Origin of the sequence: Nocardioides sp. (genome assembly GCF_035503875.1) — a bacterium.
GTDB lineage: Bacteria > Actinomycetota > Actinomycetes > Propionibacteriales > Nocardioidaceae > Nocardioides.
Map to the genome: position 1 here is coordinate 25,252 of NZ_DATJTA010000105.1, position 25,070 is coordinate 50,321.

General features: G+C 73.9%; 29 protein-coding genes. 20 read left to right on the plus strand and 9 right to left on the minus strand.

Annotation, left to right across the window (positions count from 1 at the left end):
- Window positions 1–50: 50 nt before the first annotated feature.
- The 10 genes from VMF51_RS25400 (at window position 51) to VMF51_RS25445 (ending at window position 8,926) form a co-directional block, all read left to right on the plus strand.
- On the plus strand, window positions 51–785 hold the full coding sequence (locus tag VMF51_RS25400; RefSeq protein ID WP_325477284.1) for an SAF domain-containing protein: 735 nt from the start codon (window positions 51–53) through the stop codon (window positions 783–785).
- Window positions 782–1,561 carry a hypothetical protein gene (locus VMF51_RS25405; RefSeq protein WP_325477285.1) on the plus strand — a complete coding sequence of 260 codons (780 nt, stop codon included), beginning with the start codon at window positions 782–784 and terminating at the stop codon, window positions 1,559–1,561. The genes VMF51_RS25400 and VMF51_RS25405 overlap by 4 nt, the downstream gene beginning before the upstream one ends.
- 2 nt (window positions 1,562–1,563) lie before the next feature.
- Window positions 1,564–2,880, plus strand: a complete 1,317-nt coding sequence (locus tag VMF51_RS25410; protein WP_325477286.1) for a CpaF family protein — start codon at window positions 1,564–1,566, stop codon at window positions 2,878–2,880.
- The gene (locus tag VMF51_RS25415) at window positions 2,877–3,746 is read left to right on the plus strand and encodes a type II secretion system F family protein (RefSeq protein WP_325477287.1); all 870 of its coding nucleotides are present in this window, start codon (window positions 2,877–2,879) and stop codon (window positions 3,744–3,746) included. The genes VMF51_RS25410 and VMF51_RS25415 overlap by 4 nt, the downstream gene beginning before the upstream one ends.
- Complete coding sequence (locus tag VMF51_RS25420) at window positions 3,746–4,663, plus strand: type II secretion system F family protein (RefSeq protein ID WP_325477288.1); 918 nt, start codon at window positions 3,746–3,748, stop codon at window positions 4,661–4,663. The genes VMF51_RS25415 and VMF51_RS25420 overlap by 1 nt, the downstream gene beginning before the upstream one ends.
- Before the next feature lie 80 nt (window positions 4,664–4,743).
- On the plus strand, window positions 4,744–4,938 hold the full coding sequence (locus VMF51_RS25425; protein ID WP_325477289.1) for a hypothetical protein: 195 nt from the start codon (window positions 4,744–4,746) through the stop codon (window positions 4,936–4,938).
- A 4-nt stretch (window positions 4,939–4,942) separates the two neighbouring features.
- On the plus strand, window positions 4,943–5,332 hold the full coding sequence (locus VMF51_RS25430; protein WP_325477290.1) for a TadE family protein: 390 nt from the start codon (window positions 4,943–4,945) through the stop codon (window positions 5,330–5,332).
- Window positions 5,333–5,385: 53 nt separating this feature from the next.
- Window positions 5,386–5,760 (plus strand): TadE family protein, encoded by a 375-nt coding sequence (locus tag VMF51_RS25435; RefSeq protein ID WP_325477291.1) that lies wholly within the window; start codon window positions 5,386–5,388, stop codon window positions 5,758–5,760.
- Window positions 5,757–6,170, plus strand: a complete 414-nt coding sequence (locus VMF51_RS25440) for a pilus assembly protein TadG-related protein (protein WP_325477292.1) — start codon at window positions 5,757–5,759, stop codon at window positions 6,168–6,170. Before VMF51_RS25435 ends, VMF51_RS25440 begins: the two co-directional genes overlap by 4 nt.
- Window positions 6,167–8,926, plus strand: a complete 2,760-nt coding sequence (locus tag VMF51_RS25445; RefSeq protein ID WP_325477293.1) for a hypothetical protein — start codon at window positions 6,167–6,169, stop codon at window positions 8,924–8,926. The genes VMF51_RS25440 and VMF51_RS25445 overlap by 4 nt, the downstream gene beginning before the upstream one ends.
- A gap of 80 nt (window positions 8,927–9,006) precedes the next feature.
- Here VMF51_RS25445 and VMF51_RS25450 read toward each other — a convergent pair whose 3' ends face one another.
- Complete coding sequence (locus tag VMF51_RS25450) at window positions 9,007–9,462, minus strand: MaoC family dehydratase (RefSeq protein WP_325477294.1); 456 nt, start codon at window positions 9,460–9,462, stop codon at window positions 9,007–9,009.
- Window positions 9,463–9,516: 54 nt separating this feature from the next.
- Between VMF51_RS25450 and VMF51_RS25455 the strand changes: the two genes are divergently transcribed.
- Together VMF51_RS25455 and VMF51_RS25460 are read left to right on the plus strand one after the other, a co-directional pair.
- Complete coding sequence (locus VMF51_RS25455; protein WP_325477295.1) at window positions 9,517–10,617, plus strand: adenosine deaminase; 1,101 nt, start codon at window positions 9,517–9,519, stop codon at window positions 10,615–10,617.
- A 4-nt stretch (window positions 10,618–10,621) separates the two neighbouring features.
- Window positions 10,622–11,089: a DUF3592 domain-containing protein gene (locus tag VMF51_RS25460; protein WP_325477296.1), complete on the plus strand. Its 468-nt coding sequence runs from the start codon at window positions 10,622–10,624 to the stop codon at window positions 11,087–11,089.
- Here VMF51_RS25460 and VMF51_RS25465 read toward each other — a convergent pair.
- Both VMF51_RS25465 and deoC read right to left on the minus strand, forming a co-directional pair.
- Window positions 11,045–11,689, minus strand: coding sequence for an ATP-binding protein (locus VMF51_RS25465; protein WP_325477297.1), 645 nt, complete (start codon window positions 11,687–11,689; stop codon window positions 11,045–11,047). The genes VMF51_RS25460 and VMF51_RS25465 overlap by 45 nt on opposite strands.
- Window positions 11,690–11,692: 3 nt before the next feature.
- On the minus strand, window positions 11,693–12,385 hold the full coding sequence (deoC, locus tag VMF51_RS25470) for a deoxyribose-phosphate aldolase (RefSeq protein WP_325477298.1): 693 nt from the start codon (window positions 12,383–12,385) through the stop codon (window positions 11,693–11,695).
- Window positions 12,386–12,438: 53 nt separating this feature from the next.
- Here deoC and VMF51_RS25475 point away from each other — a divergent pair, with 53 nt between their 5' ends.
- Window positions 12,439–13,032 (plus strand): hypothetical protein, encoded by a 594-nt coding sequence (locus VMF51_RS25475; RefSeq protein ID WP_325477299.1) that lies wholly within the window; start codon window positions 12,439–12,441, stop codon window positions 13,030–13,032.
- Between the two features lie 6 nt (window positions 13,033–13,038).
- Here VMF51_RS25475 and VMF51_RS25480 read toward each other — a convergent pair whose 3' ends face one another.
- Entirely contained in the window at window positions 13,039–14,679 is a 1,641-nt protein-coding gene (locus tag VMF51_RS25480; protein WP_325477300.1) for a phospho-sugar mutase, read from the minus strand.
- A 17-nt stretch (window positions 14,680–14,696) separates the two neighbouring features.
- Between VMF51_RS25480 and VMF51_RS25485 the strand changes: the two genes are divergently transcribed.
- Both VMF51_RS25485 and VMF51_RS25490 read left to right on the plus strand, forming a co-directional pair.
- Window positions 14,697–15,236: a HEAT repeat domain-containing protein gene (locus VMF51_RS25485; RefSeq protein WP_325477301.1), complete on the plus strand. Its 540-nt coding sequence runs from the start codon at window positions 14,697–14,699 to the stop codon at window positions 15,234–15,236.
- The gene (locus VMF51_RS25490; RefSeq protein WP_325477302.1) at window positions 15,233–15,685 is read left to right on the plus strand and encodes an SRPBCC family protein; all 453 of its coding nucleotides are present in this window, start codon (window positions 15,233–15,235) and stop codon (window positions 15,683–15,685) included. Before VMF51_RS25485 ends, VMF51_RS25490 begins: the two co-directional genes overlap by 4 nt.
- On the opposite strand, the gene VMF51_RS25495 is transcribed toward VMF51_RS25490, so the two are convergent.
- The 5 genes from VMF51_RS25495 to VMF51_RS25515 form a co-directional block, all read right to left on the minus strand.
- Window positions 15,633–16,301: a lysoplasmalogenase gene (locus tag VMF51_RS25495; RefSeq protein WP_325477303.1), complete on the minus strand. Its 669-nt coding sequence runs from the start codon at window positions 16,299–16,301 to the stop codon at window positions 15,633–15,635. The two genes, VMF51_RS25490 and VMF51_RS25495, sit on opposite strands and share 53 nt — an antisense overlap.
- Window positions 16,302–16,397: 96 nt before the next feature.
- Window positions 16,398–17,390 carry an aldo/keto reductase gene (locus VMF51_RS25500; protein ID WP_325477304.1) on the minus strand — a complete coding sequence of 331 codons (993 nt, stop codon included), beginning with the start codon at window positions 17,388–17,390 and terminating at the stop codon, window positions 16,398–16,400.
- A gap of 9 nt (window positions 17,391–17,399) precedes the next feature.
- Window positions 17,400–17,798, minus strand: coding sequence for a MerR family transcriptional regulator (locus VMF51_RS25505; RefSeq protein ID WP_325477305.1), 399 nt, complete (start codon window positions 17,796–17,798; stop codon window positions 17,400–17,402).
- A gap of 50 nt (window positions 17,799–17,848) precedes the next feature.
- Window positions 17,849–18,649 carry an NAD(P)-dependent oxidoreductase gene (locus VMF51_RS25510; protein WP_325477306.1) on the minus strand — a complete coding sequence of 267 codons (801 nt, stop codon included), beginning with the start codon at window positions 18,647–18,649 and terminating at the stop codon, window positions 17,849–17,851.
- Window positions 18,650–18,682: 33 nt separating this feature from the next.
- The gene (locus VMF51_RS25515) at window positions 18,683–19,345 is read right to left on the minus strand and encodes a biliverdin-producing heme oxygenase (RefSeq protein ID WP_325477307.1); all 663 of its coding nucleotides are present in this window, start codon (window positions 19,343–19,345) and stop codon (window positions 18,683–18,685) included.
- A 203-nt stretch (window positions 19,346–19,548) separates the two neighbouring features.
- On the opposite strand from VMF51_RS25515, the gene VMF51_RS25520 reads away from it, so the two are divergent.
- Genes VMF51_RS25520 through VMF51_RS25540 form a run of 5 tightly spaced genes read left to right on the plus strand, consistent with a single transcriptional unit; the run spans window position 19,549 to window position 25,051 of the window.
- Window positions 19,549–20,661: a heme/hemin ABC transporter substrate-binding protein gene (locus VMF51_RS25520; protein ID WP_325477308.1), complete on the plus strand. Its 1,113-nt coding sequence runs from the start codon at window positions 19,549–19,551 to the stop codon at window positions 20,659–20,661.
- A complete protein-coding gene (locus VMF51_RS25525) occupies window positions 20,658–21,740 on the plus strand; it encodes an iron ABC transporter permease (protein ID WP_325477309.1) in 1,083 nt (360 codons plus the stop codon). Before VMF51_RS25520 ends, VMF51_RS25525 begins: the two co-directional genes overlap by 4 nt.
- Complete coding sequence (locus VMF51_RS25530) at window positions 21,737–22,558, plus strand: heme ABC transporter ATP-binding protein (RefSeq protein WP_325477310.1); 822 nt, start codon at window positions 21,737–21,739, stop codon at window positions 22,556–22,558. Before VMF51_RS25525 ends, VMF51_RS25530 begins: the two co-directional genes overlap by 4 nt.
- Window positions 22,543–23,658, plus strand: coding sequence for a hypothetical protein (locus tag VMF51_RS25535; RefSeq protein WP_325477311.1), 1,116 nt, complete (start codon window positions 22,543–22,545; stop codon window positions 23,656–23,658). Before VMF51_RS25530 ends, VMF51_RS25535 begins: the two co-directional genes overlap by 16 nt.
- Window positions 23,645–25,051 (plus strand): hypothetical protein, encoded by a 1,407-nt coding sequence (locus VMF51_RS25540; protein WP_325477312.1) that lies wholly within the window; start codon window positions 23,645–23,647, stop codon window positions 25,049–25,051. Before VMF51_RS25535 ends, VMF51_RS25540 begins: the two co-directional genes overlap by 14 nt.
- Window positions 25,052–25,070 lie beyond the last annotated feature (19 nt).

Consider the following 25,070-nt stretch of genomic DNA (forward strand, 5'->3'; position numbering starts at 1 on the left):
TGACCCAGCCGGGTGGTTAGAGCGCAGGTCGCAGGGGAAACAACCCCCTCGTGAGCACCGACATCCAGCCCGCGGCCGCCGACCGTCAGCGCGCCCGGGCCTTCCGGCGGAACACGCCGGCAGGTTCCGCGTCCAACCGCCCCACCACCGAGCCGCCGCGCCAGCGCCGCCCCGCGCTGGCCGCGCTGGCGCTGCTCCTGATCGTGGGCGGTGCCCTGGCCGCCGGCCTGCTCGCCGTACGGATGGACTCGCGCGAGCCGGTGCTGGGCGCCGCGCGGGACATCCCCGCCGGCACGCTGATCACGGCGGAGGACCTGCGTGAGGTGCAGGTCGCGAGCGAGGACGTGTCGACGATCTCGCTCGACCTGCTCGACCAGGTCGTCGGCACCTACGCCAAGGTCCCGATCCCGGCGAAGTCGCTCGTCACCGAGCCCATGCTCACCACGACCAGCCCGGTCTCCGACGACCGGGCCGAGGTCGCGATCCCGCTGAACCCGGCGCTGACGCCGGCCGGGCTCGCCAGCGGCGACCTGGTCCAGGTCATCCGGATCTCCGGCGCGGGCGGCGACGGCGGCGCCGAGGTGCTCGGCGAGGGCCTGGTGATGGAGGTCAGCGACGGCTCGTCCGACCAGCTCGGCGGCAGCCAGGCGGGCTCCCTGAACCTGCTGGTGCCGGCCGGGGCCGCCGCGTCCATCGTCAACGCCGCCGGGTCGAGCACCGCCGGCCTGGCGATCCTGGACCGCGGCCAGTCCACCGACGTCGACCTCTCCGGACCCGAGCAGTGAGCGTCATCGCCCTCGCGTCGGCCAAGGGATCGCCCGGGACGACGATCACCGGGCTGGCCCTGGCCAGCACCTGGCCCCGTGACGTCGTCCTGGCCGAGGTCGACCCGGCCGGCGGCGACCTCGGCTGGCGCTGCCGCGACCGCTCCGGCGACCCGCTCGACCCCGACCGCGGGCTGCTGTCCCTGGGCGCGGCCGCGCGCCGGGGCGCGTCCGAGACCACGCTCGGCGAGCACCTCCAGGAGGCGGCGTTCGGTCGTCCCGTCCTGGTCGGTGTGTCCTCGCCCGACCAGCTCGCCGGTCTCGGCGGCGCCTGGAGCCAGCTGTCCGCGCTGTTCAGCGCCCACCCCGACGACGTCCTGGTCGACGTCGGCCGGGTCACGCCCGGGTCGCCCGCGCTGCCGGTGCTGGTCCGCGCCGACGTCGTGCTCTTCGTCGTCCGCCCCGACCTGGAGGGGGTGGCCCACCTGCGCGAGCGGCTGCAGTCCCTGCGCACCGCCTTGCGCCTGGGGGAGTACGACGGCCCGCCCGTCGGCGTCGTCGCGGTGACGTCGTACCGCGACACCAACGTGGTCGACGACCTGCAGCGGCTGCTCGACTCGGAGAAGCTCGGCGTCCACGTGCTCGGCATCGTCGCCGACGACCCCAAGGCGGCCCGGATCCTGTCCTCCAGCCGGCTCGGCGACCCGCGCAAGACGCTGCTCGGCCGCTCGGCCAAGACGATCGCGGAGCGCGTCGTCCAGCTGGCCGGCGACGCCCGGCTCTCGGAGGTGAGGTGAGCATGGACCAGCAGCTCGTACGGCGGCTCCGCGAGGAGGTCGCGGAGGTCCTGTCCCGGCAGCGGCGCGAGGACGCGCTCAACGGCGTACCTCCCATGTCGGCGGAGGACGAGCGCCAGTTCGCCCGGGCCGTCGTCGCCCGGGTGCTCGACGGCTACGCCCGCGAGGAGGTCCGCGCGGGGCGTACCCCGCCCTCCCCGGACGAGGAGACCGCGCTCGCCGAGGGTGTGCACGCGGCCCTGTTCGGCGTCGGTCGTCTCCAGCCCCTCCTGGACAACCCCGAGATCGAGAACATCGACATCAACGGGCACGACCACGTCTTCATCGGCTACGCCGACGGTCGCGAGGAGCGCGGCCAGCCGGTCGCCGACTCCGACGACGAGCTGGTCGAGCTGGTGCAGACGCTCGGCGCCTACAGCGGCCTGACCAGCCGGCCCTTCGACACCGCCAACCCGCAGCTGGACATCCGGCTGCCCGACGGCTCGCGCCTCTCCGCCGTGATGGGCGTGTGCCGGCGGCCGTCGCTGTCGATCCGCCGGGCGCGCCTGTCCCGCGTCTCGCTCGACACCCTGGTCGGCTACGGCACCATGTCGCCGGAGCTGGCGGCGTTCCTCTCCGCGGCGGTGCGGGCGCGCAAGAACATCATGATCGCGGGCGCCACCAACGCCGGGAAGACCACGCTGCTGCGGGCGCTGGCCAACGAGATCGAGCCCGGTGAGCGGCTGATCACCGTCGAGCGCGCGCTGGAGCTCGGCCTGGGCGAGTTCCCCGACCTGCACCCGAACGTCGTCGCCTTCGAGGAGCGTCTGCCCAACGCCGAGGGTTCCGGCGCCATCCAGATGGCCGAGCTGGTCCGCCGCTCGCTGCGCATGAACCCCAGCCGGGTCATCGTCGGTGAGGTCCTCGGCGACGAGATCGTCACCATGCTCAACGCGATGAGCCAGGGCAACGACGGGTCGCTGTCGACCATCCACGCGAACTCGTCGGCCGAGGTGTTCAACCGGATCTGCACCTACGCCATCCAGAGTGCGGAGCGGCTGCCGTCGGAGGCGACGATGATGCTGATCGGCGGCGCCATCGACTTCGTGGTGTTCGTCGACCGGATCAACACCTTCGCCCAGGGCGGCAACCTGCGCCGCGTGGTCACGTCGGTGCGCGAGGTCAACGGCGTCGACGGGCGGGTGCTGTCCAGCGAGGTCTTCGCGGTCGGCGCCGACGGGGTGGCCGTGCCGGCCGCCGCCGTCTCCTGCCAGGCCGACCTGGAGGCCGTCGGGTACGTCCCGGGGGCGGCCGCGACCTGGCTGGAGCCGGTCTCGTGACCCTGACGCCGGAGCTGGCCCTCGTCGTCCTGGTCGGCGCGCTGGCGGGCGGCGGCGTGGTGCTGCTCGTCGCGGCCCTGACGCCGCGGGAGCAGGCGGCGCACGTCGAGGCGCCGTCCAACCTGCTCGAGCAGCTCCGGGGACTCGGGCGCCGCGTCCCGTTCGGCATCGGCGCGGGGGTGCTCGTGCTGGTGCTCACCCAGTGGCTCGTGGTCGCGCTGGCGGTCGGCGCCCTGGTCGCCTTCTGGGACCGGCTCTTCGGCGGCAGCCGCGAGACCCGCGACGGGGTGGCACGGATCGAGGGCCTGGCCGCGTGGACCGAGTCGCTGCGGGACACCGTCGCCGGCGCGGTCGGCCTCGAGCAGGCGATCCCCGCGACGGCATACGCCGCCTCCCCGGCGATCGCCGCCGACCTGCAGACCCTCGCCGACCGGCTGCGCGTGCGGGTGCCGCTGCCCGAGGCGCTGCAGCGCTTCGCCGACGACATGGACGACGCCGGCGCCGACCTGATCATCGCCGCACTGATCCTCAACGCCCGGCTGCGCGGACCCGGCCTCCGTGAGGTGCTGACCTCGCTCGCCGAGTCGGCCCGCGCCGAGCTGGAGATGCGCCAGCGCATCAACGCCGGCCGGCGCAGCACCCAGCGCAGCGTGCAGATCGTGGTGGGCGTGACGATCGTCTTCGTCGTGGGCCTGTCGATCTTCAACCCCGAGTACGTCGAGCCCTACGACAGCCCGGTCGGCCAGATCGTGCTGCTCTTCATCCTGGGCCTCTTCGCGGCCGGGTTCATGTGGATGCGGGCGCTGTCGAAGTTCGAGATGCCCGAGCGCTTCCTGCGCTCGCGGGCCGCGGGGGTGGTGCGCTGATGTGGCTACTGCTCGTGATGGCCGCGGGGGCGCTCGTCGGTGCCGGACTGCTGCTGGCCGGGATGCTCGTCGCCCAGCCGCGGACCTCCGGTCCCGTGGCGCTGGCCCAGCTCGACGCCCGGCTCGCCCGCGGACGGCGCCAGGCCACCGTGACCGCCGACCGGCGTCACCAGGCCGAGTCGGCCCGGATGCGCAAGTTCGGTGCCGAGATCTCCGACAGCCTCGACAACCGGGGCATCCGGCTGCCGCGCTCGCTGCGGGCGAGCCTGGCCATGGTCGGGCAGTCCCGGGAGATGTTCCTGGCGCAGACCGTGCTGTGCGGGCTGCTCGGCCTGGTGATGCCGGCCCTGCTTCTGGGCGCGCTCAGCGCGCTCGGGCTGCTCGGCGTCACGATCCCGTTCTGGCTCAGCGTGATCGGCGCCGTGCTGGGCGCCGCCGCGCCGTACCTGCAGGTGAGTAGCCAGGCCACGGAGCGGCGCCGGGGCTTCCGCCACGTGGTCAGCTCGTTCCTCGACCTCGTGGCCATGAACCTCGCCGGCGGCCGGGGCGTGCCCGAGGCACTGCAGGCGGCCTCGCACATCTCCGACGGCTGGGCGATGGTCCGCATCCGCGACGCGCTGGAGGCCGCCCGGCTGCAGGGGCGCACCCCGTGGGCCGCGCTGGGCGACCTCGGCGAGGAGGTCGACGTCGACGAGCTGCGCGACCTCTCCGCCGCGCTCGCCCTGGTGGCCGAGGACGGCGCCAAGGTGCGCGACTCCCTGACCGCCCGGGCCGCCTCCATGCGCCGCAAGGAGCTGGCCGACGCCGAGGGCCGCGCGGCCGCCCGGTCCCAGTCGATGCTGGTCGCCCAGCTGCTGCTCTGCGTGGGCTTCCTGGTCTTCCTGGGCTATCCGGCGGTCGCGCAGATCCTGGGCTGAGAATCACCCCGCCCCGAGGATTCATCCGCCGAGGCCGGGGAACTCTGATCACCAGTCGTTCATCCCGAGGAGACATCACCATGACCGAGTTCCACCAGTACCTCCGCATCCTGATCGCCGGCCACCTCGAGAAGGCGCGCAGCGAGCGCGGCGCGTCGGCCGTCGAGTGGGTCGTCATCACCGGCCTCGTGATCGGCATCTGCATCGCCGTCGGCGCGATCCTGATGAACACGATCAGCGACGGTGCCGATCAGATCAACCTGGGCGGCAACTGATCCCATGCGGCGACCCCGGCGGCGTGACGAGCGCGGTGCCTCGGCGGTGGAGATGGTCTTCTTCCTGCCGATCCTGTTCACCGTCGTCCTGATCGCCGTCCAGTTCGCCATGGTCTACCTCGGCAACCAGGCCGCCGGCGCCATCGCCCGCGAGACGGCCCGGGTGGCCCGGGCGACGGCCGACGGCCAGGAGGCCCACCGGGCCGGGGACCGCTACGCGCACAACATGAGCACCGGCATCCTCAACGACTACCGGATCGTCATCACCCCGCTCGGCGAGGACCGCGTGCGGGTGACGGTGACGGGCGAGGCCCAGAAGATCTCGCCGATCGGCGTCCCACGGGTCTCGCAGACCGTCGAGGGACCGATCGAGCGGTTCGTGGGGGCCGACTGATGCGCTCCCTCCGGAGCCGCCTCCGACGCCGTCGGCGCGGGGAGCGGGGCTCGATGGCCGTCGAGATGGTGCTGCTGACCCCGGTGCTGATGGGCTTCGTGATGCTGATCGTGGCCTTCGGCCGGTACGTCGCGGTCCAGGGCGACATCGAGGCGGCGGCCCGCGACGCGGCGCGGACCGCCTCGCTGCAGGCCTCGGCCGGGGCGGCCGACAGCGCGGCGCGGGCGAGCGTCGCCGCCTCCCTCGACGACCTGACCACGTGCTCGACGGTCTCGGTCGGCGGCGACTGGACCTCGGGCGGCGACGTCGTCGTCCGGCTGCAGTGCTCGGTGTCCATGTCCGGCCTCGGCCTGATCGGCATCCCGGGCCGCGTCGCGGTCGAGGCGGAGAGCTCGGTGCCGCTCGATCCCTACCGGAGGTACGAATGAGACCGCCGCGTCGTCGCGGCGAACGGGGTGCGGCCGCCACCTCGTTCGTCGTCGGCATGACCGTCGTCCTGCTCGCCTGCGCGGGCCTCGTCGTGGACGGCGGCGGCGCCCTGAACGCGCGGATGAGGCTCGCCGACGAGGTCGAGCAGGCGGCGCGCGCCGGGGCGCAGATGATCGACGAGGGCCAGCTGCGCCAGAACGGCGTCGTCCGCCTGAACCAGGTGGCCGCCGAGCAGCGGGCCGTGGCGTACCTGCGTGAGCGCGGTCATCCCAACCCGCGCGCCGCTGCCGGGCTGACCAGCATCGTCGTCACCTCCGACGACCAGGTCGAGCCGACGCTGCTCAGCCTGATCGCCGTCCCCCCGTTCGACATCCATGCCACAGCCACCGCGGAGGCCGAGACCCGATGACCACGACCAGCCCCGCCCCCACCGGCCCCGACGGAGTGCGCGGACCGCAGCGGTTCGCCGCCCCGACGGTCGAGGAGGACCGGCCGTCCTGGGCCAAGGTGCTCGGGTCCGTCGTCGCGCTGCTGGGCCTGCTCGTCGGCATCCCCGTCCTGCTCCTGGTGCTCACCGGCGCCCCGCCGCTGCCCGACGGCCTCCCGACGAAGGAGACGCTGACCGAGCCGCTCAGCATCGACGCGGTGTTCGCGGTGCTGCGGATCGTCGTCTGGCTGGCCTGGCTGCAGTTCGCGGTCTGCACCGTGGTCGAGGTGGTCAGCCTGGTCCGCGGCGGTGGCCTGCCGCGACCGGTCCCGTTCTCGGGCCGGTCCCAGGCGCTGGCGCGTGCGCTGGTCGGCACCATCCTGATCGGCTCGTCGATCCTCGGGACCTCCGGTGCCGCGAACGCGGCCGAGGACGCGCGGGCCGTCGAGAGCCCCGCCACGGTCGCCGTGCAGCAGACCCAGGACGCCGACCAGACGCAGGCCGCGGCCCAGGACCGGGCCGAGGAGGTGCAGGCCGAGGCCCAGGACACGCCCCGGATGAAGCACGTGGCCGGCGTACCTCGCGACATGACCGACGTCATCGGCAAGAAGGTCGCGATCGTCCAGCCGCCCAAGGGGCACTACCACGACAACCTCTGGGACATCGCCGAGCGGCACCTCGACGACGGCCGGCGCTGGAAGGAGATCTTCGACCTCAACAAGGGCCGGGTCCAGCCCGACGGGCTGCAGCTCGAGCTCGGTCGCCTGATCCAGCCGGGCTGGGTGCTGATCATGCCGGGCGACGCCCACGGCGTGCAGCGGGTGCAGGCGCTCGAGCAGTCCGCGCCCGAGCCGGACGAGGCCGGCGCCGCCGGCGCCAGCACGGCCGTCGACCGCGGTGACCAGGTCGCGGAGGCCGGCGGCGAGGAGAGCGCCGTCCAGGAGGCCGCACCGCTGCTGCTGGGCGGACTGCTCTCGGCGATGCTCGCCGGCGCCGTGGCCGCCGAGCGCCGACGCCGACGGGGTCGTGCGCTCGACGACGACGACCTCGAGGCCGAGGTCACGCTCCGCATCGGTGCCGACGAGGAGCGCGTGCGCTGGCTCGACCGCGCGCTGCGCGGCCTGAGCGCCACCTGCCGGGCCGAGCGCGTGCCACTGCCGCAGGTGTACGCCGCGACCGTCTCCGACGACGCCGTCGAGCTGCGGGTGGCCCCGCCGGTCGAGGTCGCGCCCGCGCCCTGGTCGGTCCTCGACGGCGGCAGCCGCTGGCGCCTGGACCGCGACGCCGACGAGCCCGCGGAGGGCGGCCACGCGCCGTACCCCGGCCTGGTCTGCCTGGGCCGCGACGACGAGGGACGCGACGTCCTGCTGGACCTGGAGTCCGTCGCCGGCGCGGTGACGGTGACCGGCTCGCCGACGGTGGCCCGCGAGGTCGTGTCGGCGCTGGCCGTGCAGCTGGCGACCGCGCCGTGGGCCGACGACCAGCGGGTCTGGGCCCACGACCTCGCGCCGGTGCTGGCCGACGTCGGCGGCTCGCCGCTGCTGATGGTCGACGACCTCGCCGCGCACCTCGACGACTGGCAGCGCAGCTCGCCCGCGCGGCGGGCGCAGGAGGTCCTCAGCGGGCGTCTGGGGCGCCACCCCGGCGCGGCTCCCGAGTATCTCGTGCTCGGCGGCCTGCCCGGCCTCGCCGCGGGCGCGCAGCTCGACGCCCTCGGCCCGGCCGACACGCGCGGTCTCGGCGTGCTGTCCGCGGTCCCGGTCCCCGGCGCCCGGTGGCGGCTCGGCATCGACGACTCCGGCCGGCTCTCGATCCCGCTGCTCGACCTGGAGGTCGACGCCGTCCGGCTGACCGCCGACGCGGCCGACGACCTGGCGGCGCTGTTCACGAAGGTGCGCGCCGACGCGCCCGTCGACGTACGCGACCGGGTCACGGTGCCGGTCCCGCCGCACGAGCACGACGACAGCCACTGGCGTGCCGCGCCGATCCGGGTCGGCGTACTCGGCCCGGTCGAGCTGCGCAGCGCCGGCCAGCTCGACCCGGCCCGCCTCGACCTCGCCACCGAGGTCGTCGTCTTCCTCGCACTACAGAGCGCGCCGGTGCACCCGAGCGTCGTCGGTGCCTCGGTGTGGCCGCGCGGCGTCACCGCCGAGGTGCGCGACGCGACGATCGCCCGGGTCCGCGACTGGCTGGGCGACGACCGGGACGGCAACGCGCTGCTGCGCGAGACCGCCGAGGGTCGCCTGCACCTCGCCCCCGACGTCGCTGTGGACTGGCACGCCTTCTGCGCGCTGGCTCGTCGAGCCCGGGAGAGCGACACCGGCACCGAGAGGGAGCTGCTGCGCCGCGCGCTGCAGCTGGTACGCGGCGAGCTGATCGACCGGCGCCCGGTGGCCCGCTACAGCTGGCTGCCCCGGACGCGCCTGGAGCGCCAGGCCGTCGACGTGGTGGTCGACGCGGCCCACCGGCTGGCCGAGCTCTCCTTCGACGACGACCCCGCCGGCGCCGCGGCCGCCTGCCAGGCCGGCCTCCGGCTCGCGCCGACCTCGCAGGTCCTGTGGCGCGACCTGCTCGTCGCGGAGGACCGCAACCCCGACGGCCCCGGCACGTCGGCCGTGGTCGACGAGATGGCCCGCACCCTGCAGGCGGCCAAGGCCCCGCTCGACCCCGAGACCGAGTCCCTGGTCATCGAGCTCCTCCCCAACCGCCCCGAGGGCGGCGAGGTCACCTCCGCCTGACCGCCGAGTCGGCAGTACTTGTCGACGGTCTGTCTGCAAGTACTGCCGACTCGGCGCGCAACTTCTGCCGACTCGGCGGGCTACTCGGCCAGGAGGAGTACGACGGTCTCCGCGACGCAGGCGGGCTTGGTCTCGCCCTCGATCTCGACGGTGTAGCGGATGATCACCTGCTTGCCGGCGGGCAGGTCGGTGACCTCGCCGAAGGCGGCGTGGCCGCGGACCCGCTTGCCGACCAGCAGCGGGTTCGGGAAGCGGACCTTGTTGACCCCGTAGTTGAGCTTCGCGCCCGGGGTGTCGAGGCTGAAGATCTGGCTGCCGAGCCACGGGACGAGCGACAGGGTGAGGTAGCCGTGCGCGATGGTGCCGCCGAAGGGTCCCGAGGCGGCCTTGTCGACATCGACGTGGATCCACTGGTGGTCGCCGGTGGCCTCGGCGAAGGTGTCGACCCGGGCCTGGTCGACGGTGACCCAGTCGGTGCTGCCGAGGTCCTCGCCGGAGGCGGCGGCGACGTCGTCGAAGCTGGTGAACACGCGCAAGGCAGGGCTCCTTCTCGTCCGTGATCTGGGGGAGGGCTGTGATGGGATGGCGCCATGAGCGCCGTCGCCGAACCTACCGGTCTGACTCGTGAGACCGTCCTGCGCGCCCCGAAGGTGCTGCTCCACGACCACCTCGACGGGGGACTGCGTCCCCAGACCATCATCGACCTGGCCGCGGACTGCGGGCACGAGCTGCCGGCGACCGCCGCGGAGGCGCTCGGTGCGTGGTTCGCCGAGTCCGCGGACTCGGGCTCCCTGGAGCGCTACCTGGAGACCTTCGACCACACCGTCGCCGTCATGCAGAGCGGCCCGGCGATCACCCGGGTCGCGCGCGAGTGCGTCGAGGACCTCGCCGCCGACGGGATCGTGTACGCCGAGGTCCGCTACGCGCCCGAGCAGCACGTCGAGGGCGGGCTGACTCTCGACGAGGTCGTCGCCGCGGTCCAGGAGGGCTTCGACCAGGCGACCGAGGCGGCGGGCGGGCGGATCGTCGTACGCCAGCTGCTGACCGCGATGCGGCACCAGGCGCGCTCGATGGAGATCGCCGAGCTGGCCGTCGCGTGGCGCGACCGCGGCGTCGCGGGCTTCGACATCGCGGGCGCCGAGGCGGGCTACCCGCCCACCCGCCACCTCGACGCGTTCGAGTACCTCCAGCGCGAGAACTCCCACTTCACCATCCACGCCGGCGAGGGCTTCGGGCTGCCCTCGATCTGGCAGGCCATCCAGTGGTGCGGCGCCGACCGGCTAGGCCACGGCGTCCGGATCATCGACGACATCACCGTGGGCGACGACGGCGAGGTGACGCTGGGCCGGCTGGCGGCGTACGTCCGCGACAAGCGGATCCCGCTGGAGATGTGCCCGGCCTCCAACGTCCAGACCGGCGCGGCGGCCTCGATCGCCGAGCACCCGATCGGGCTGCTGAAGCGGCTGCGCTTCCGGGTCACGGTCAACACCGACAACCGGCTGATGAGCCGGACCTCGATGACCTCCGAGCTGTGGAACCTCTCCCAGGCCTTCGGGTACGGCGTCCGCGACCTGGAGTGGTTCACCGTCAACGCGATGAAGTCCGCGTTCCTGCCGTTCGACGAGCGGTTCGACCTGATCTCGCAGGTGATCAAGCCGGCGTACGCCGAGCTGGCCGCGGAGCAGGGCTGATCGGGTGAACGTCCATCTCGGGCCGAGCCTCATCCTGCTCGTGGGTGCCCTGGTGCTGCTCGCCGCCGCGTCCGCGATGGCGGCGCGGGGGCTGCGGCAGCGGCGCCGCGCCGTGCAGCTGGACGCCCGCGCCGTCCAGACGACGGCGGCGGTGCTGGAGCTGTCCGCCAAGGACGTCAGCGTGGCGGGCGAGCCGACGACGCTCTACTACCCGACGGTCCGGTTCACCCCCGAGGGTGGCGAGCCGGTCGAGGCGGAGTGCCTCTCCGGCGTCCAGCCCCCGCCGCCGCACGTCGGGGACGCCGTCGAGGTCCGCTACGACCCCGAGCACCCGACCGACGTCGAGCTCGCGGGCGTCGACCCGCGGGTATCGGCGGGCCGGAGCTCGTTCGTGGTCGCCCGGGTGCTGCTCGCCGTCGCCGCCGCGCTACCGGTCGCCTGGCTCCTGCTCGCCCTGCTCGTGTGGGAGTGACGCCGCGCGCCCCAGGTCCCGCGCGGCGGCGTACGCCTCCTCGTTGGTGACCGGCACGCAGCCGAGGGCCACGGCGTGCCCGACCACCTTGCGCTGCGCACGCATCAGCGCGAGCCCGCGGCGGACCAGGACCAGCGGCGGCTTGCGGTGCTCGCGCAGGTCGCGGGTGAGCCGCCGCCAGAAGGTCAGCAGCGGGTGCCGCCGGACGCAGTACGCCGCCGCGAGCAGTCCCGCCTCGCGGGCGTGCGGGACGATCTCCTGGGCGAAGATCCCCTCGGCCACGAAGAGCGGGCTCCCGTCGAGGTCGAGCACCCGCGACCCGCAGCGGCCGCTGCGCGCGATGTCGTAGATCGGCACGTCCGCCCGCCCGGTGCGGCACAGCTCGTCGAGCGCGGCCATGGCGTCGTCGAGCAGCCACGAGTCCGGGTCGTCCCAGTCGACGATCCCGGCGTTCGCGCCCTCGGTGATCAAGGGCAGCGTGGGGTCGCCGACGTCCTTGTAGAAGTCGTCGAGGCGCAGCACCGGCAGGCCGATGCGTTCGGCGAGCCGGGACTTGCCGGTCCCCGAGGGGCCGGCGAGGACGATGACGCGAGCGTCCACGCGTCAGTACGACGCGTCGCCGCTGCCGTCACCGGCGAGCAGCTGACGGCTGCCGGAGACGCCGAGCCGGGTCGCGCCGGCGGCGATCATCGCGCGGGCCTGCTCCAGGGTGCGGACGCCTCCGGAGGCCTTGACCTGGACGGTCGGGCCGACGGTCTCGGCCATCAGGCGCACGGCGTGCTCCGAGGCGCCGCCCGCCGGGTGGAAGCCGGTCGAGGTCTTCACGAAGTCGGCGCCTGCGTCGGCGGCCGCGCGGCACACGCCCACGATCTGCTCGTCGTCGAGGGCGGCGGACTCGATGATCACCTTGAGCACGGTCGGCGCGGGTGCGGCGGCACGGACCGCGGCGACGTCGGCGCGCACGGCGTCGTACCGACCCTCGCGTGCGGCGCCGACGTCGATGACCATGTCGATCTCGTCGGCACCGTCGCGGACGGCGCCCGCGGCCTCGGCGGCCTTGATCGTCGAGGTGTGCTTGCCGCTGGGGAAGCCGCAGACCGCCGCGACCTTCAGGTCGCTGCCGGCCGGGACCGCCACGGGGAGCATCGAGGGGGAGACGCAGACGGAGTACGTCCCGAGCTCGACGGCCTCGGCGACCAGGGCCGCGACGTCGGCGTGGGTGGCCTCCGGCTTGAGGAGGGTGTGGTCGATCGCGCGGGCGACCTCGGCGGGCGTCGGGGACGAAGGGGTGCTCACGCCCGCCAGGATAGGCTCACGAGGTCTGCCAACCGCACTTCGAGGGAGGGTCCGTGCCGTCTGGGACGGTCGAGACGTTTCGGCCGACGAGCGGCCAGCTCCTCGGGTGGACCGGTCTGGTCCTCGCCGGGGTGATCGCCGTCGCCGGGGTGATCGAGGGTCCGTCGTGGCCCGTGGTCACCGGTGCGCTCGTGTTCGGGGTGCTGGTGTGGGCGGCCGTCCTGAAGCCGCGCCTGTCCGTGTCCGGCCGCTGGCTGGTGCTGCGCAACATGCTGGAGACGGTTCACATCCCGCTCGCGGCGATCGAGGAGCTCGCCGTACGGCAGGTGCTGGCGGTGCGGGTCGGCGACAGGCGGTACGTCACCCCGGCCGTCGGCCGATCCTTCCGGCAGACGGTCAAGAGCAACCGGCGCGCCCAGGGCGCGGACGCGCAGGGCGACACCGACCTGGCCGCGCAGGCGTACCCCGACTTCGTCGAGCAGCGGATCCGCCACCTGGCGGCCGAGGCGCGCGAGCTGGAGTCGGTGGGGCGCTACACCGCCGAGCAGGAGGCGCTGGCCGCGGAGGTACGCCGCGAGCCGGCGCTGCTGGAGATCGGGCTGCTCGTCGTCACCGGCGTGGCGTTCGTGGTGTCGCTGATCCTCTGACGGGGTTCAGATGCCCGCGGCCGCCTGCACGTCGGCGCGGATGGCGTCGAGGCGTCCCGCGGCGGCGATCCGGGCGGCGTCCACGCCGTCCTCCGGCCGGACGGGTACGACGACCTCCAGGTAGCACTTCAGCTTCGGCTCCGTGCCGCTCGGGCGTACGACGACCCGCGCGCCCTCCGCGAGCACGTAGCGCAGCCCCTCGGTCGGCGGCAGGTCGGCGCTGCCGAGCGACAGGTCGTCGACGCGCTCGACGGCGAGGCCGCCGAGGGTCGCGGGCGGGGTGCCGCGGAGCCGCGTCATCGCGGCGCCGATCTCGGCCAGGTCGGTGACCCGGACCGACAGCTGGTCGGTCGCGTGCAGGCCGTGCTCCTGGGCGAGGTCGTCGAGCAGGTCGACCAGCCCGCGTCCCTCGGCCTTCGCCGCGGCCGCCAGCTCGCACAGGAGCAGCAGTGCCGAGACGCCGTCCTTGTCCTTCACGTGGTCGGGGTCGACGCAGTAGCCGAGCGCCTCCTCGTAGCCGTAGGCCAGCCCCTCGACCCGGCCGATCCACTTGAAGCCGGTCAGCGTCTCGGCGTACGGGCGACCGGCCGCGCGGGCCATCGCGCCGAGCAGGCTGGAGGAGACGATGGTGGTGGCGAAGGTGCCCTCGCGCCCGGACGCCAGCAGCGCGTGGCCGAGCAGCGCCCCGACCTCGTCGCCGCGGAGCATCCGCCAGCCGTGCGGTCCGGGGACGGCCACGGCACACCGGTCGGCGTCGGGGTCGTTGGCGACCACGATGTCGGCGCCGCTCCTCTCGGCGAGCGCCATGGCCAGGTCCATCGCGCCCGGCTCCTCGGGGTTCGGGAACGCGACCGTCGGGAACTCCGGGTCCGGGTGCTCCTGCTCGGCGACCACCCGCGGCGTCGAGAAGCCGGCGGTCTCCAGGACCTGGACGACCGAGGTGCCGCCCACGCCGTGCAGCGGCGTGTAGACGATGTCGAGGTCGCGCGGGCCGTCGCCGGCCAGCGCGGCCACCGTGTCGTAGTAGGTGTCGACGATCTCCTCGTCGAGGACCTTCCCGGGGCCGCCACGGGGTACGTCGGCGAGCGGCCCGACGGCCGCGATCCGCGCGGCGATCTCCGCGTCGGCAGGCGGGACGATCTGGCTCCCGTCGCCGAGGTAGACCTTGTAGCCGTTGTCCTGCGGCGGGTTGTGGCTCGCGGTGACCATCACGCCCGCCGAGCAGCCGAGCTCGCGGATCGCGAAGGCCAGGAGCGGCGTGGGCAGCGGGCGGGGGAGCAGCAGCGCACCGATCCCGGCTCCCGTCATCACCTCGGCGGTGTCGCGCGCGAAGACGTCGGAGTTGTGGCGGGCGTCGTACCCGATCACGACGGGGCCGCGCGCCCCGGTGTCGCGGAGGTACGCCGCCAGGCCGGCCGCCGCCCGGGTCACGACGACCCGGTTCATCCGGTTCGGTCCCGCGCCGAGCGCGCCGCGGAGCCCGGCGGTGCCGAACTCCAGCGTCCCGGCGAACCGGTCGGCGAGATCGGCCGCGTCGCCACCGGCCTCGACCGCGGCGAGGACCTGCTCCAGCTCGGCGCGGGTCGCCTCGTCGGGGTCCTCCGCGATCCAGGCGCGGGCGGACTCGAGCAGTTCTCCGTGGGTCATGGAGGCACGATACGAGGGTGGGAGTCCTGCCGCCGCCTCGAGACACCGACCGGCCGCTCGGCCACCTGGTGCGCGAGCTCGCGGGCCACCTGGGGGTGCCGGGCACGGTCGCGGTCTGCGTCGACCTGCTGGCCGGCGGCGACCCGGCGCCGTACGCCGTCGAGGTGGTCTACCTGTCCGGGCTGCGGGTCCGACCGGAGGAGCGGGAGGCGTACTGGTTCCGCGCGTGGGGCGCCCGCGGGCTGCTGCACGTGTGGACCGACGACGCCGCGCCGGCGGTGCTGCGCGGGCTCCACGACGAGCACTGGCGACCGGCGGAGAACTGCCTGAAGGTCGCCTCGAAGCGCGAGCTCGGCGAGGCGGGACCGGCGGCCGTGGGGCTGCTCGGCCACGACCTGCCGCGGATGCGGGCGCAGGCGGTCCGACTCCTCGGGATCGCCGGCGACACCGAGCACGTCGACGCGGTCCACGCAACGCTCGACGACCCCGATCCGGGGGTCCGGCAGGCGGCCGGACGTGCGCTCGACCGGATGACCCTGCGGCTGGACCTGGCGTGAGGGCGTCGTACACCTTCTCCGACGCGTGGCACCTGGACGCGAGCCCGGAGGCCGTGCGGGACGTCGTGGTCGACCTGGAGCACTACCCCGAGTGGTGGCCGCAGGTGGTCGCGGTCGCCTCGCTCGGGCCGGACGACGCCTGGGTCCTCTGCCGCTCGGTGCTGCCGTACACCCTCGACCTCGTGCTGCACGCGGTCAGCCGCGAGCTCCCCGTCCTGGAGGTCGGCGTCAGCGGCGACCTGGAGGGGACGGTGCGCTTCGCGCTGTCCCCGGCGTACGGCGGGACGCGGCTGCGGCTCGAGCAGGAGGTGAGCGTCGCCGGATGGCTCGGGGTGCTCTCGCCGTTCGTCCGCCCCGTCCTCGTGTGGAACCACGACCGGATGATGCGCGGCTGCGTCAGCGGGCTGCGTCGTCGGCTCGGGTGCGCGCCACCACGCCCAGGACGATGAAGAGCTGGGCGAGCGTGTACGTCGTCATCACGGCCGCGCCGCCCGCGGCCTCCGGCACGTCCCACGGCCCGAAGCCGCCGATCGCGATCAGCCCGTCGGACACCGCGAACAGCGCGCCGCCCGCCCACGCGAGCGGGTGCACGCCCGAGGCGAGCAGGGCCATCGCGAGCAGGCAGGCGCCGTACACCAGGACCGCCGGCGCCAGCACCCCCGCCTCCGGCAGGGTCAGCGCCATCAGCGCGGCGGCCGGGAGCAGGTACGCCGCCAGCACGGACCGCGGACCGGTGAGCACGCTGCGGCCGGCGTACGGGCGGAACGCGACGATGTAGACGACCTGCGCCACCAGGAAGAACCCCACCATCGCCAGGAACGCCGGGTCCTCCTCCAGCAGCCGCGGCACCGAGTCACCGAGCCAGGAGAACCCCAGCGCGACGAGCGTCAGCCGGACCAGCCGCGGACCGGTCCCGGCCAGCTGGACCAGGGCGAGCGCCAGGAGCGGCATCAGGAGGACCTGGGTCGTGGTCGCCAGGGTCTCGGCCTCCGCGAGCTGAGCACCGACGTGGGTCACGGCGACGGCTGCGTAGACGCTGAGGACTGCCAGTGAGCGTCGCGACATGGCCGCACCGTAGTGCCCAGCCCGCCGAGCCGGCGTGAATATGGTTCCTCCGCTGCGCTCCTCCACCATATTCACGCCGGCTTGGCGATATCGACGCTACGCGTCGATGCTGCTCATGTCGCCGTAGCGGTCGCCGACGACGGCGTCGCGGGGGACGGCGGCGGTGAGCCGCGTCAGGTCCTCGGGGGAGAGCACGACCTCGGCCGCGGCGACGTTCTCCTCGAGGTAGCGGACCCGCTTGGTGCCCGGGATGGGGACGACGTCGTCGCCCTGCGCGAGCACCCACGCGAGCGCGAGCTGGCCGGGGGTGCAGCCCTTCTCCTCGGCGATCGCGCGGACCGCGTCGACGAGCCGCAGGTTGGCGGTCAGGCCCTCGCCGTTGAGGCGGGGGAAGTACCCGGAGCGCCGCGTGTCGTTCTCCTCCAGCACCGACTCGGTGGTGATCGCGCCGGTGAGGAGGCCGCGGCCGAGCGGGGAGTACGGCACCAGGCCGATGCCGAGCTCGCGCAGCGTCGGGAGGATCTCGTCCTCGAGGTCGCGGGTGAACAGGGAGAACTCGCTCTGGAGGGCGGTGATCGGGTGGACCGCGTGCGCGCGCCGGATGGTGGCGGCCGAGGCCTCGGACAGGCCCAGGTGGCGCACCTTGCCGGCGGCGACCAGCTCGGCCATCGCGCCGACGGTCTCCTCGATCGGGACGTCGGGGTCCACCCGGTGCTGGTAGTAGAGGTCGAGGTGGTCGACGCCGAGCCGCTCCAGGGAGGCGTCGCAGGCGGAGCGGACGTACTCCGGCCGCCCGTCGATGCGCCGAGTGCCGTCGGGGAGGGTGACGTTGCCGAACTTGGTCGCGAGCTGGACCTCCTCGCGCCGGCCGGCGATGGCGCGGCCGACGAGGCGCTCGTTGGTGTGCGGGCCGTACATGTCGGCGGTGTCCAGGAAGGTGACGCCGAGGTCGAGGGCCCGGTGGATGGTGGCGATGCCGCCCTCCTCGTCGGGAATGCCGTAGAAGGCGGACATGCCCATGCAGCCGAGCCCGAGGGCGGAGACGGTCAGGGGGGAGGTGGTGCCGAGGGTGCGCTGGTCGATGCTCATGGCACCTACTCAAACGGTTGGAGTGCGCTCCAGGTCAAGCCCCCGCCGCGCGAGGCTGTCGGTGTAGATCCCGATCTTCATGTCGATCGCGCCGAGGTGGCGCTGCACCTCGGCCAGCTGGTCCAGCACCTGCTGGCGGTGCGCCTGCAGGAGGGCCAGCCGCTCGACCTCGTTGCCGTCCCCGGCGCGGACCAGCGCGGCGTAGCGGCGTACGTCGCGGATCGGCATGCCGGTCGCCCGGAGCCGGTTGACCATCTCGATCCAGCGCAGCGCGTCCTCGTCGTACTGCCGGTGGCCGGAGGCGGACCGGCCGACCGGACGGACCAGCAGCCCGTCGCGCTCGTAGTAGCGCAGGGTGTCGGGGGTCAGCCCGGTGTGCGCGGCCGCCTCGGCGATGGTGAGGCTCATCGGCCCAGTGTGACTCCTGGAGTGCGCTCCAGGTCAAGCGGCCGCCGACCTCAGCCGCGGCGGTCCAGGGCGGGTCGGTGGTACGTCGCGGTCGCGAACGGGCCGCCGACGTGGGCGCCGTCCCAGTCGTCCTCGGGGGAGGGGCTGATCGAGTCGGCGTAGGTCTCGGCGTCGTCCTGCGGCTCGTAGCCGAGCGCGCGGCCGGGCTCGAGGTCCCACCAGGCGCGGGTGTTGGCGGAGATGCCGTAGAGCACCGCGAAGCCGGGGGCGGTCGTGGTCAGGGCGGCGTCGACCATCCGGACGCAGTCGTCGGGGGAGAGCCAGGTCGAGAGCTGGCGGATCGTCTCCGGGCGCGACCCGAAGGAGCCGATCCGGCACGCGACGGCGTCGAGCCCGTAGCGGTCGGCGTACAGGCTCAGCAGCGCCTCGGCCGCGACCTTGCCGACGCCGTAGAAGGTGTCGGGGCGCGGGCGGGTGCCGGTCGTGAGCAGCTCACGCCGCGGCGTGCGGCCGACGGCGTGGTTCGACGAGGCGTAGACGATCCGGCGGACGTCGTGCTCGACCATCGCGTCCAGCAGGGCCGCGGTGGTGACCACGTGCGAGGTCAGCGAGTCCGGGAGGCTCGCCTCGTCGGGGTGACCGGCGAGGTGGACGACGGCGTCCGGCCGCTCCTCGGCGAAGACCGCCGCCACCGCGTCCGGGTCGGTGCACTCGACGGTGTGGAAGCGGGTCTGGTCGCCGTCCGGCTCGGGCACCCGGTCGAGCGAGACCACCTCGTGCCCGCGGGCGAGGAGCCCGACGGTGACGACGCGGCCGATGCTCCCGGCCGCGCCGGTCACCAGCACTCTCACGGGGTCCTCAGCGCAGGCCCCGTCGAGGTCCGGTCAGCGGCGGTACCCATCGATGTCTCGCCCCAGCTCAACGAAGACGGCCTGGTTCAGGTGGAACGCTACCTTCACCTCGCCGACCACTCGACCCTTCTCGTCGGCGGAGAGCTCGAGGCCGTCGAGGCGGGCGCGGTAGCCGTCCTTGTAGACCTTGGGCTTGGGGATCTCGGTGAAGTCGTAGAACGCGATGCCGGCGCCGTCGAGCTCGTAGGTCCGCTCCAGGATCCGGCCGATCGCCTGGCCGCCCGAGAGGTCGCCCAGGTAGCGCGTGTAGTGGTGGGCGACGAGCAGGCCGCCCCACTCGGTGGCCGCCGTCACGCGCTCGCGGTACGCCGCGACCGCCGGCGTGTCGATCGTGCGCGGGCCGCCGGGGGACCAGTGGTCGAGGTCGGCGTCGATCGTGGCGAGCCGCTCGAGGGCCGGGTCGTACATGGCGGCGACCAGCGGGTCGTCGAGCCGCGAGCGGAGCGCGGTCTCCAGCGCCTCGTAGACCGCCCGGAAGCGCAGCAGGTAGTCGGCGTACGCCTGCTCGTTGAGCTTGCCGCCCATCAGCTCGGACATGAACGACGAGTGCTCGGCGGCCTCGTGCTCGGCCATCGAGCCTTCGCGCATCGCGGTCGAGAGGGGGGTGTCGACGAGGGTGTGGTCGAGCACGGTCATGGCGGTCTCCTGGGAGGAGTCAGGGCGGGCTGGAGCAGGTGTGGATCGTAGGCCGGATCCGGGTTCGGAGTCCGTCGTACGACCAGTTTATGGACAAAGTGTCGAAATCAAGATGACAGCCTGTCAACAAATGTCTGGACCGGTACTAAGGTCAGCCTGGCCAATGTTAGGCTCACCTAAGTTACAACGTGAGAGGACTCTTCATGCCCGCCGCTCTTCGACCACCCGCTCTCGGGGTGCTCGCCGCACTGCTCGCGCTCCTGCTGGGGGCGTGCGGCATCAGTGCCGGCGGAGGTCACGGCTCGGACGACGCCGAGGGGTCCACCTCGGCCGCGCCGCCGCTGGCCGACGTGGAGCCGATCGCCGACGTGCGGTCGTGGGAGGGCGAGAAGATCGCGGTGCCCCGGGACGAGCTCGACCCGGTCGCGGAGAACCCCGCGCAGGACCTGCCGGCCACGGTCACCGACTCGCAGGGCACCCGCGTGAAGATCACCGACGCCAGCCGGGTCCTCGCCCTCGACGTCTACGGCACCCTCTCGCGCACCGTCCACGAGCTCGGGCTGGGCGACACGCTGATCGGGCGGGACGTGTCCACGCAGTTCGCGGGCACCGAGGACCTGCCGCTCGTCACCCAGAACGGCCACGACCTCAACGCCGAGGCGATCCTCGGGCTCGACCCGACTCTGATCATCACCGACACCTCGCTCGGTCCGTGGGACGTCGTCCTGCAGATGCGCGACGCGGGCATCCCCGTCGTGGTCGTCGACTCCCACCGCGGTCTCGACAACGTCGTGAGCCTGACCAACGAGGTCGCCGCCGCCCTGGGCGTGCCCGCAGAGGGCAAGAAGCTGGCCGAGCGCATCCAGGCCGAGGTCGACGCGATCGTCGAGCAGATCGCCGCCGTCGCGCCCGCCGACCAGGGGCAGCGGCTGCGCACCGTGTTCCTCTATGTGCGCGGCCAGTCCGGCGTCTACTACATGTTCGGCGAGGGCTCGGGGGCCGACTCCCTGATCGACGCGATCGGTGCGTACGACGTCGCCGAGGAGATCGGCTGGAACGGCATGAAGCCGCTCACCGACGAGGGCCTGATCGCCGCCCAGCCCGACCTGGTGCTGATGATGTCGAAGGGCCTGGACTCGGCCGGCGGCGTCGACGGGCTCCTCGAGCGGCTCCCGGCCCTGGCCGAGACCCCGGCCGGCCAGCACCGGCGGTTCGTGGCGATGGAGGACTCCGAGATCCTCGGCTTCGGCCCCGCGACCGCCTCCGTCCTCGACGCGCTCGCCGTCGCCGTGTACGCCCCGGACGCGATCAAGTGAGCGCCACGACCGTCCCGGTCACCCCGGTACGGGCCACCCTGCGCGGCGTCGTGGCCCGCGTCGGCCTGCTCGGCGGGCTGACGGTCGCGCTGGCCGTGATCCTGGTCCTCTCCGCCGGCACCGGGCAGCTCGACATCCCGCGCGACGAGGTGCTGGGCTCGCTGCTGCACAAGATCGGCCTCGACCTCGGCCCGGTGCCCAGCCACCCGCAGGGTGAGAACACCCTGTGGCAGGTGCGCTTCCCGCGCGTCGTGATGGCGGCCATCGCCGGTGCCGCGCTGGCCACCGCCGGCGCGCTGATGCAGGGCGTGTTCGGCAACCCGCTCGCCGAGCCCGGTGTCGTCGGCGTCTCGTCGGGCGCCGCGGTCGCGGCGGCTGCCGTCATCGTCTTCGGCTGGACCTTCGCCGGCTCCTGGACGGTCGCGCTGTGCGCCTTCCTCGGTGGGTTGCTCACCACCACGCTCGTCTACCTGATGTCCCGCGACGGCGGCCGCACCGAGGTCGTCACCCTGGTGCTCACCGGCATCGCGCTGAACGCGATGACCAGCGCGGGCCTCGCGTTCATGATGTTCCTCGGTGACACCCAGGCGCGCGAGGAGATCGTCTTCTGGCAGCTCGGCAGCCTCAACGGCTCGCGCTGGGAGTACGTCGGCGTCGTCGCCCCGCTCGCCCTCGTCGGGATCGTCGCGGCGATGCTGCTCGCGCCCAAGCTCGACCTGCTCGCACTGGGCGACCGGGCCGCCCGCCACGTCGGCGTCGACGTCGAGCGGCTCCGGATCGGCACGATCGTCGTGGTCGCGGTGCTCACCGCCGCCGCCGTGAGCTTCTGCGGGATCATCGCCTTCGTCGGCCTGGTCGTCCCGCACCTGATCCGGCTGATCGCCGGTCCCGGGCACCGCCTGCTGGTGCCCGCGAGCGCGCTCGGCGGCGCCGTGCTCCTCGTCGCGGCCGACCTGTGGGCCCGCACCGCCGTGGAGTACGCCGACCTGCCGATCGGCATGCTGACCTCGCTGATCGGCGGCCCGTTCTTCTTCTGGCTGCTGCGCCGCGCGCGTCGTACCGCGGGAGGCTGGGCATGAGCGTGCTGTCCGCCCACCAGGTGAGCGTGACCATCGACGGCAACCCGATCGTCGCCGACGTCGACCTCGAGGTGTCCGCCGGTGAGGTGGTCGTCCTGGTCGGGCCGAACGGCGCCGGGAAGTCGACCCTGCTCTCGGTGCTCTCCGGCGACGTCGACCCGTCCTCGGGGCACGTCGAGCTGGCCGGCAAGCACCTCGGCCACCGCCACGCCCGCGAGCTGGCCCGGTTGCGGGGCGTCCAGCTGCAGAAGCAGGGCCTGGCCTTCGGGTTCCGGGTGCACGAGGTGGTCCGGATGGGCCGCTCGCCGTGGCACCGCACCGAGGCGGCCGAGCGTGACGACGTCGCGGTCGAGGACTCCATGGTCCGCGCCGACGTCACCGAGCTCGCCGACCGGCTCTTCCCGACCCTCTCCGGCGGTGAGCAGGCGCGGACCTCGTTCGCCCGGCTGCTGGCCCAGGAGACGCCGGTGCTGATGCTCGACGAGCCCACCGCCGCGCTCGACATCCGCCACCAGGAGCAGCTGCTCGGCGTGGTCCGCGACGTCGCCGCGGCCGGTGCGGCGGTCGTCGTCGTGCTCCACGACCTCTCCCTCGCGGCGGCGTACGCCGATCGCGTGTGCGTCCTCGCGAACGGCCGGGTCCGCGCCGACGGTCCGCCCGCGGAGGTGCTGACCGGCGAGCTCCTGACCGAGGTCTACGGGCACCCGGTCGACGTCATCCACCACGACGGCGCCCTGCTCGTGGTCCCGGTGCGTCCGCGACCCGTGACCACGCTGACCGACACGAGTGAGGAGGAGTCGTCGTGCTCCGCCGTCTGATCCTGCTGGTGGCCGCACTGCTGCCCGCCGCCCTGATCGCGCTGCCCGCACCCGCCCAGGCCGCCGCCCGCGTGAGCGTGACCAACGACCGCGGCAGCCAGCTCGTCGACGGCACGTACGCCACGAAGCTGACCGTCCGGGGCAGCGGCTTCCAGTCGGTCCGCGGCGGTCACGGCGGCATCTACGTCTGGTTCGGCACCGTCTCGGGGGCATGGCAGCCCAGCAAGGGCGGCACCTCCGGCGAGAACTACGTCTACGTCCCCGACAGCGAGTCGCGCGACAACGCCGGCTACCAGCGCTTCGTCGCCTTCCCCGGCTCCGACACCGCCTCGTCGGCCAACGGCGGGACGATGAGCGGCAACGGCGGCTGGTCCGTGGACCTGGCCGTCCCGGGGCCGGTCTTCGAGGCCGTCGGCCGCAACGGCGGCGTCCGCACCGTCGACTGCCGCAAGGTCACCTGCGGGATCATCACCGTCGGCGCGCACGGCGTGAAGAACGCCCGCAACGAGACCTTCACCCCGCTGAAGATCGGCGAGGTGTACGACGCCGCGCCCGCCGGCGCCGCATCCACCGAGACGCCCGCCGCGACCCCGACGCCGACCCCGACGGCCGGTGCCACGTCCGCCCCGACCACGGCTCCCGACGCCGGGGCCGCGCCGCCTCCCGCGGGCGGCAGGGCGGCCACTCCCGCGCTGGAGGTGGACCGGGCCTCGGCCCGGGCCGGCAACGCCCTCGCCTTCACCGGCTCCGGCCTGCCCGCCGGTCGCCAGGTGACCGTGGTCTTCGACGACGGCGCGGCCGCGTCCGGGCCGTTCCTGGTCGGCAGCGACGGCAGCATCGCGGGCGTCGTACTGCTTCCGGCCGAGACGGCTCCCGGCACCCACGAGCTGCGGGTGTTCGGCCTCGAGAACCCGCCCACGGTCAACTTCGCGGTCGCCGCCGCCGACGTCGAGTCGGCAGAAGTTGCCGCCGCCTCGGACAGCAGCGACGACGAGAGCCGCGCGGCCTGGGTGTTCGCCGGGGCGTCCGCCCTGGTGCTGCTGGTCGTTCTCGGCCAGCTCGTGTGGCGGATGCGGAGGTCGCGTCGTGCGACGGCCTGAGCGGAGCGCCCGCACCGGCGCCGCGGCCTCGCTGCTGGTCGCCGGCCTGGTGAGCCTGGTCGTCGGAGTCTTCGCCGTGCTGCCCGCGGGCGCCGCGGGGGAGGGGCCGGACGACGAGGTCACCACGACCACCACCGGTACGGCCACCCCCACCGACGAGCCGACCGAGGAGCCCACCGAGGAGCCGACGGAGGAGCCCACCGAGGAGCCCACCGAGGAGCCGAGCACCAGCCCGACCCCCTCGCCGACCGACTCCGCCGGTCCGGTGGAGATCGAGGGCGCCGTGCTGCGCTGGGGCGTCAGCAACCAGAGCAACGCCCGGTCGCACAACCCCGCCGCCATCAACTTCCTGGCCGCCGGCGTCGCCAACCCGGGTCGGGGCGGCGTCGCCCTCCGCGAGTCGCAGTGGCGGGCGGCCCAGGGCAACGTCACCGTCGAGAAGCGCACGGCCGCCGGTGCCTGGCGGACCGCCACCTGGGCCGGACTCGGCACCTCGCCGGCCGGCGCGTCCATCGGGGTGTACGGCCCGTTCAGCGAGCACGCCGTCGTCCTGCGCAAGGGCACGGGGACGGTGGACCGGGCCGCCGGGACGGCCACGGTGTCGTGGAAGGGGACCTTCACCGTCGTCTACTACGGCGGGAACACGATCTTCACGGTGACCGATCCGACCCTGCAGGTCGCGGGCGGCAGCGGAACGCTGACCGCGACCCTCGGCGGCTACCTCGCCGACCGCAACGACCCGACGGTCTGGCAGACGGCGACGCCGCAGCGGCTCCGCGTCGTGGATCTGCCCCGCGTCACCCTCGGCGAGCTCGGCCTCACCGCGCAACCGGCGTACGAAGGCGTGCGCGTCAGCGGCTCGGTGGCCCAGGACCGGGCCGGCTCGGGCTGGGGTGCGTTCCCGCAGCCGTTCGTGAGCTACCTGGAGCCGTTCGGCATCGACCAGTTCTGGTACTCCACCGGCCTGCAGTCCGACTCGACGAAGCGACCCCTGCCGATGACGATCAGCTACTCGGCGAAGGAGATCGCGGCCCCGGCGCCGACGAAGACCCCGACGCCGAAGCCGGACGTCGACAACTCGGCTCCTGCCGCGCCGAGCGCGCCCGCCGCACCCACGCCGACGTCCGGAGGCAACGCCGCCCCGGGTGTGCCGGTGGCTGCCGGGCCGGTCGCGGCCGGCGCGCCCCCGGCCGGCGCGCCGCTGGCCCTCGCCGCGCCCGGGCCGCTGCCGGGCGCCGTCCAGCTCGCCGCCGCTCCCGTCTCCAGCACGACGGCCGCGGCCTCGGCCACCGCGAGCAGCGCCGGATGGTTCGTCGGCGGCGCGCTCCTGCTCGCAGCCGCCCTTCTTCTCCTCCTCCCCGCACCGGGCTCGGGCCCGCGCCGGACACCCTGAGAATGCACGACGAAAGGAA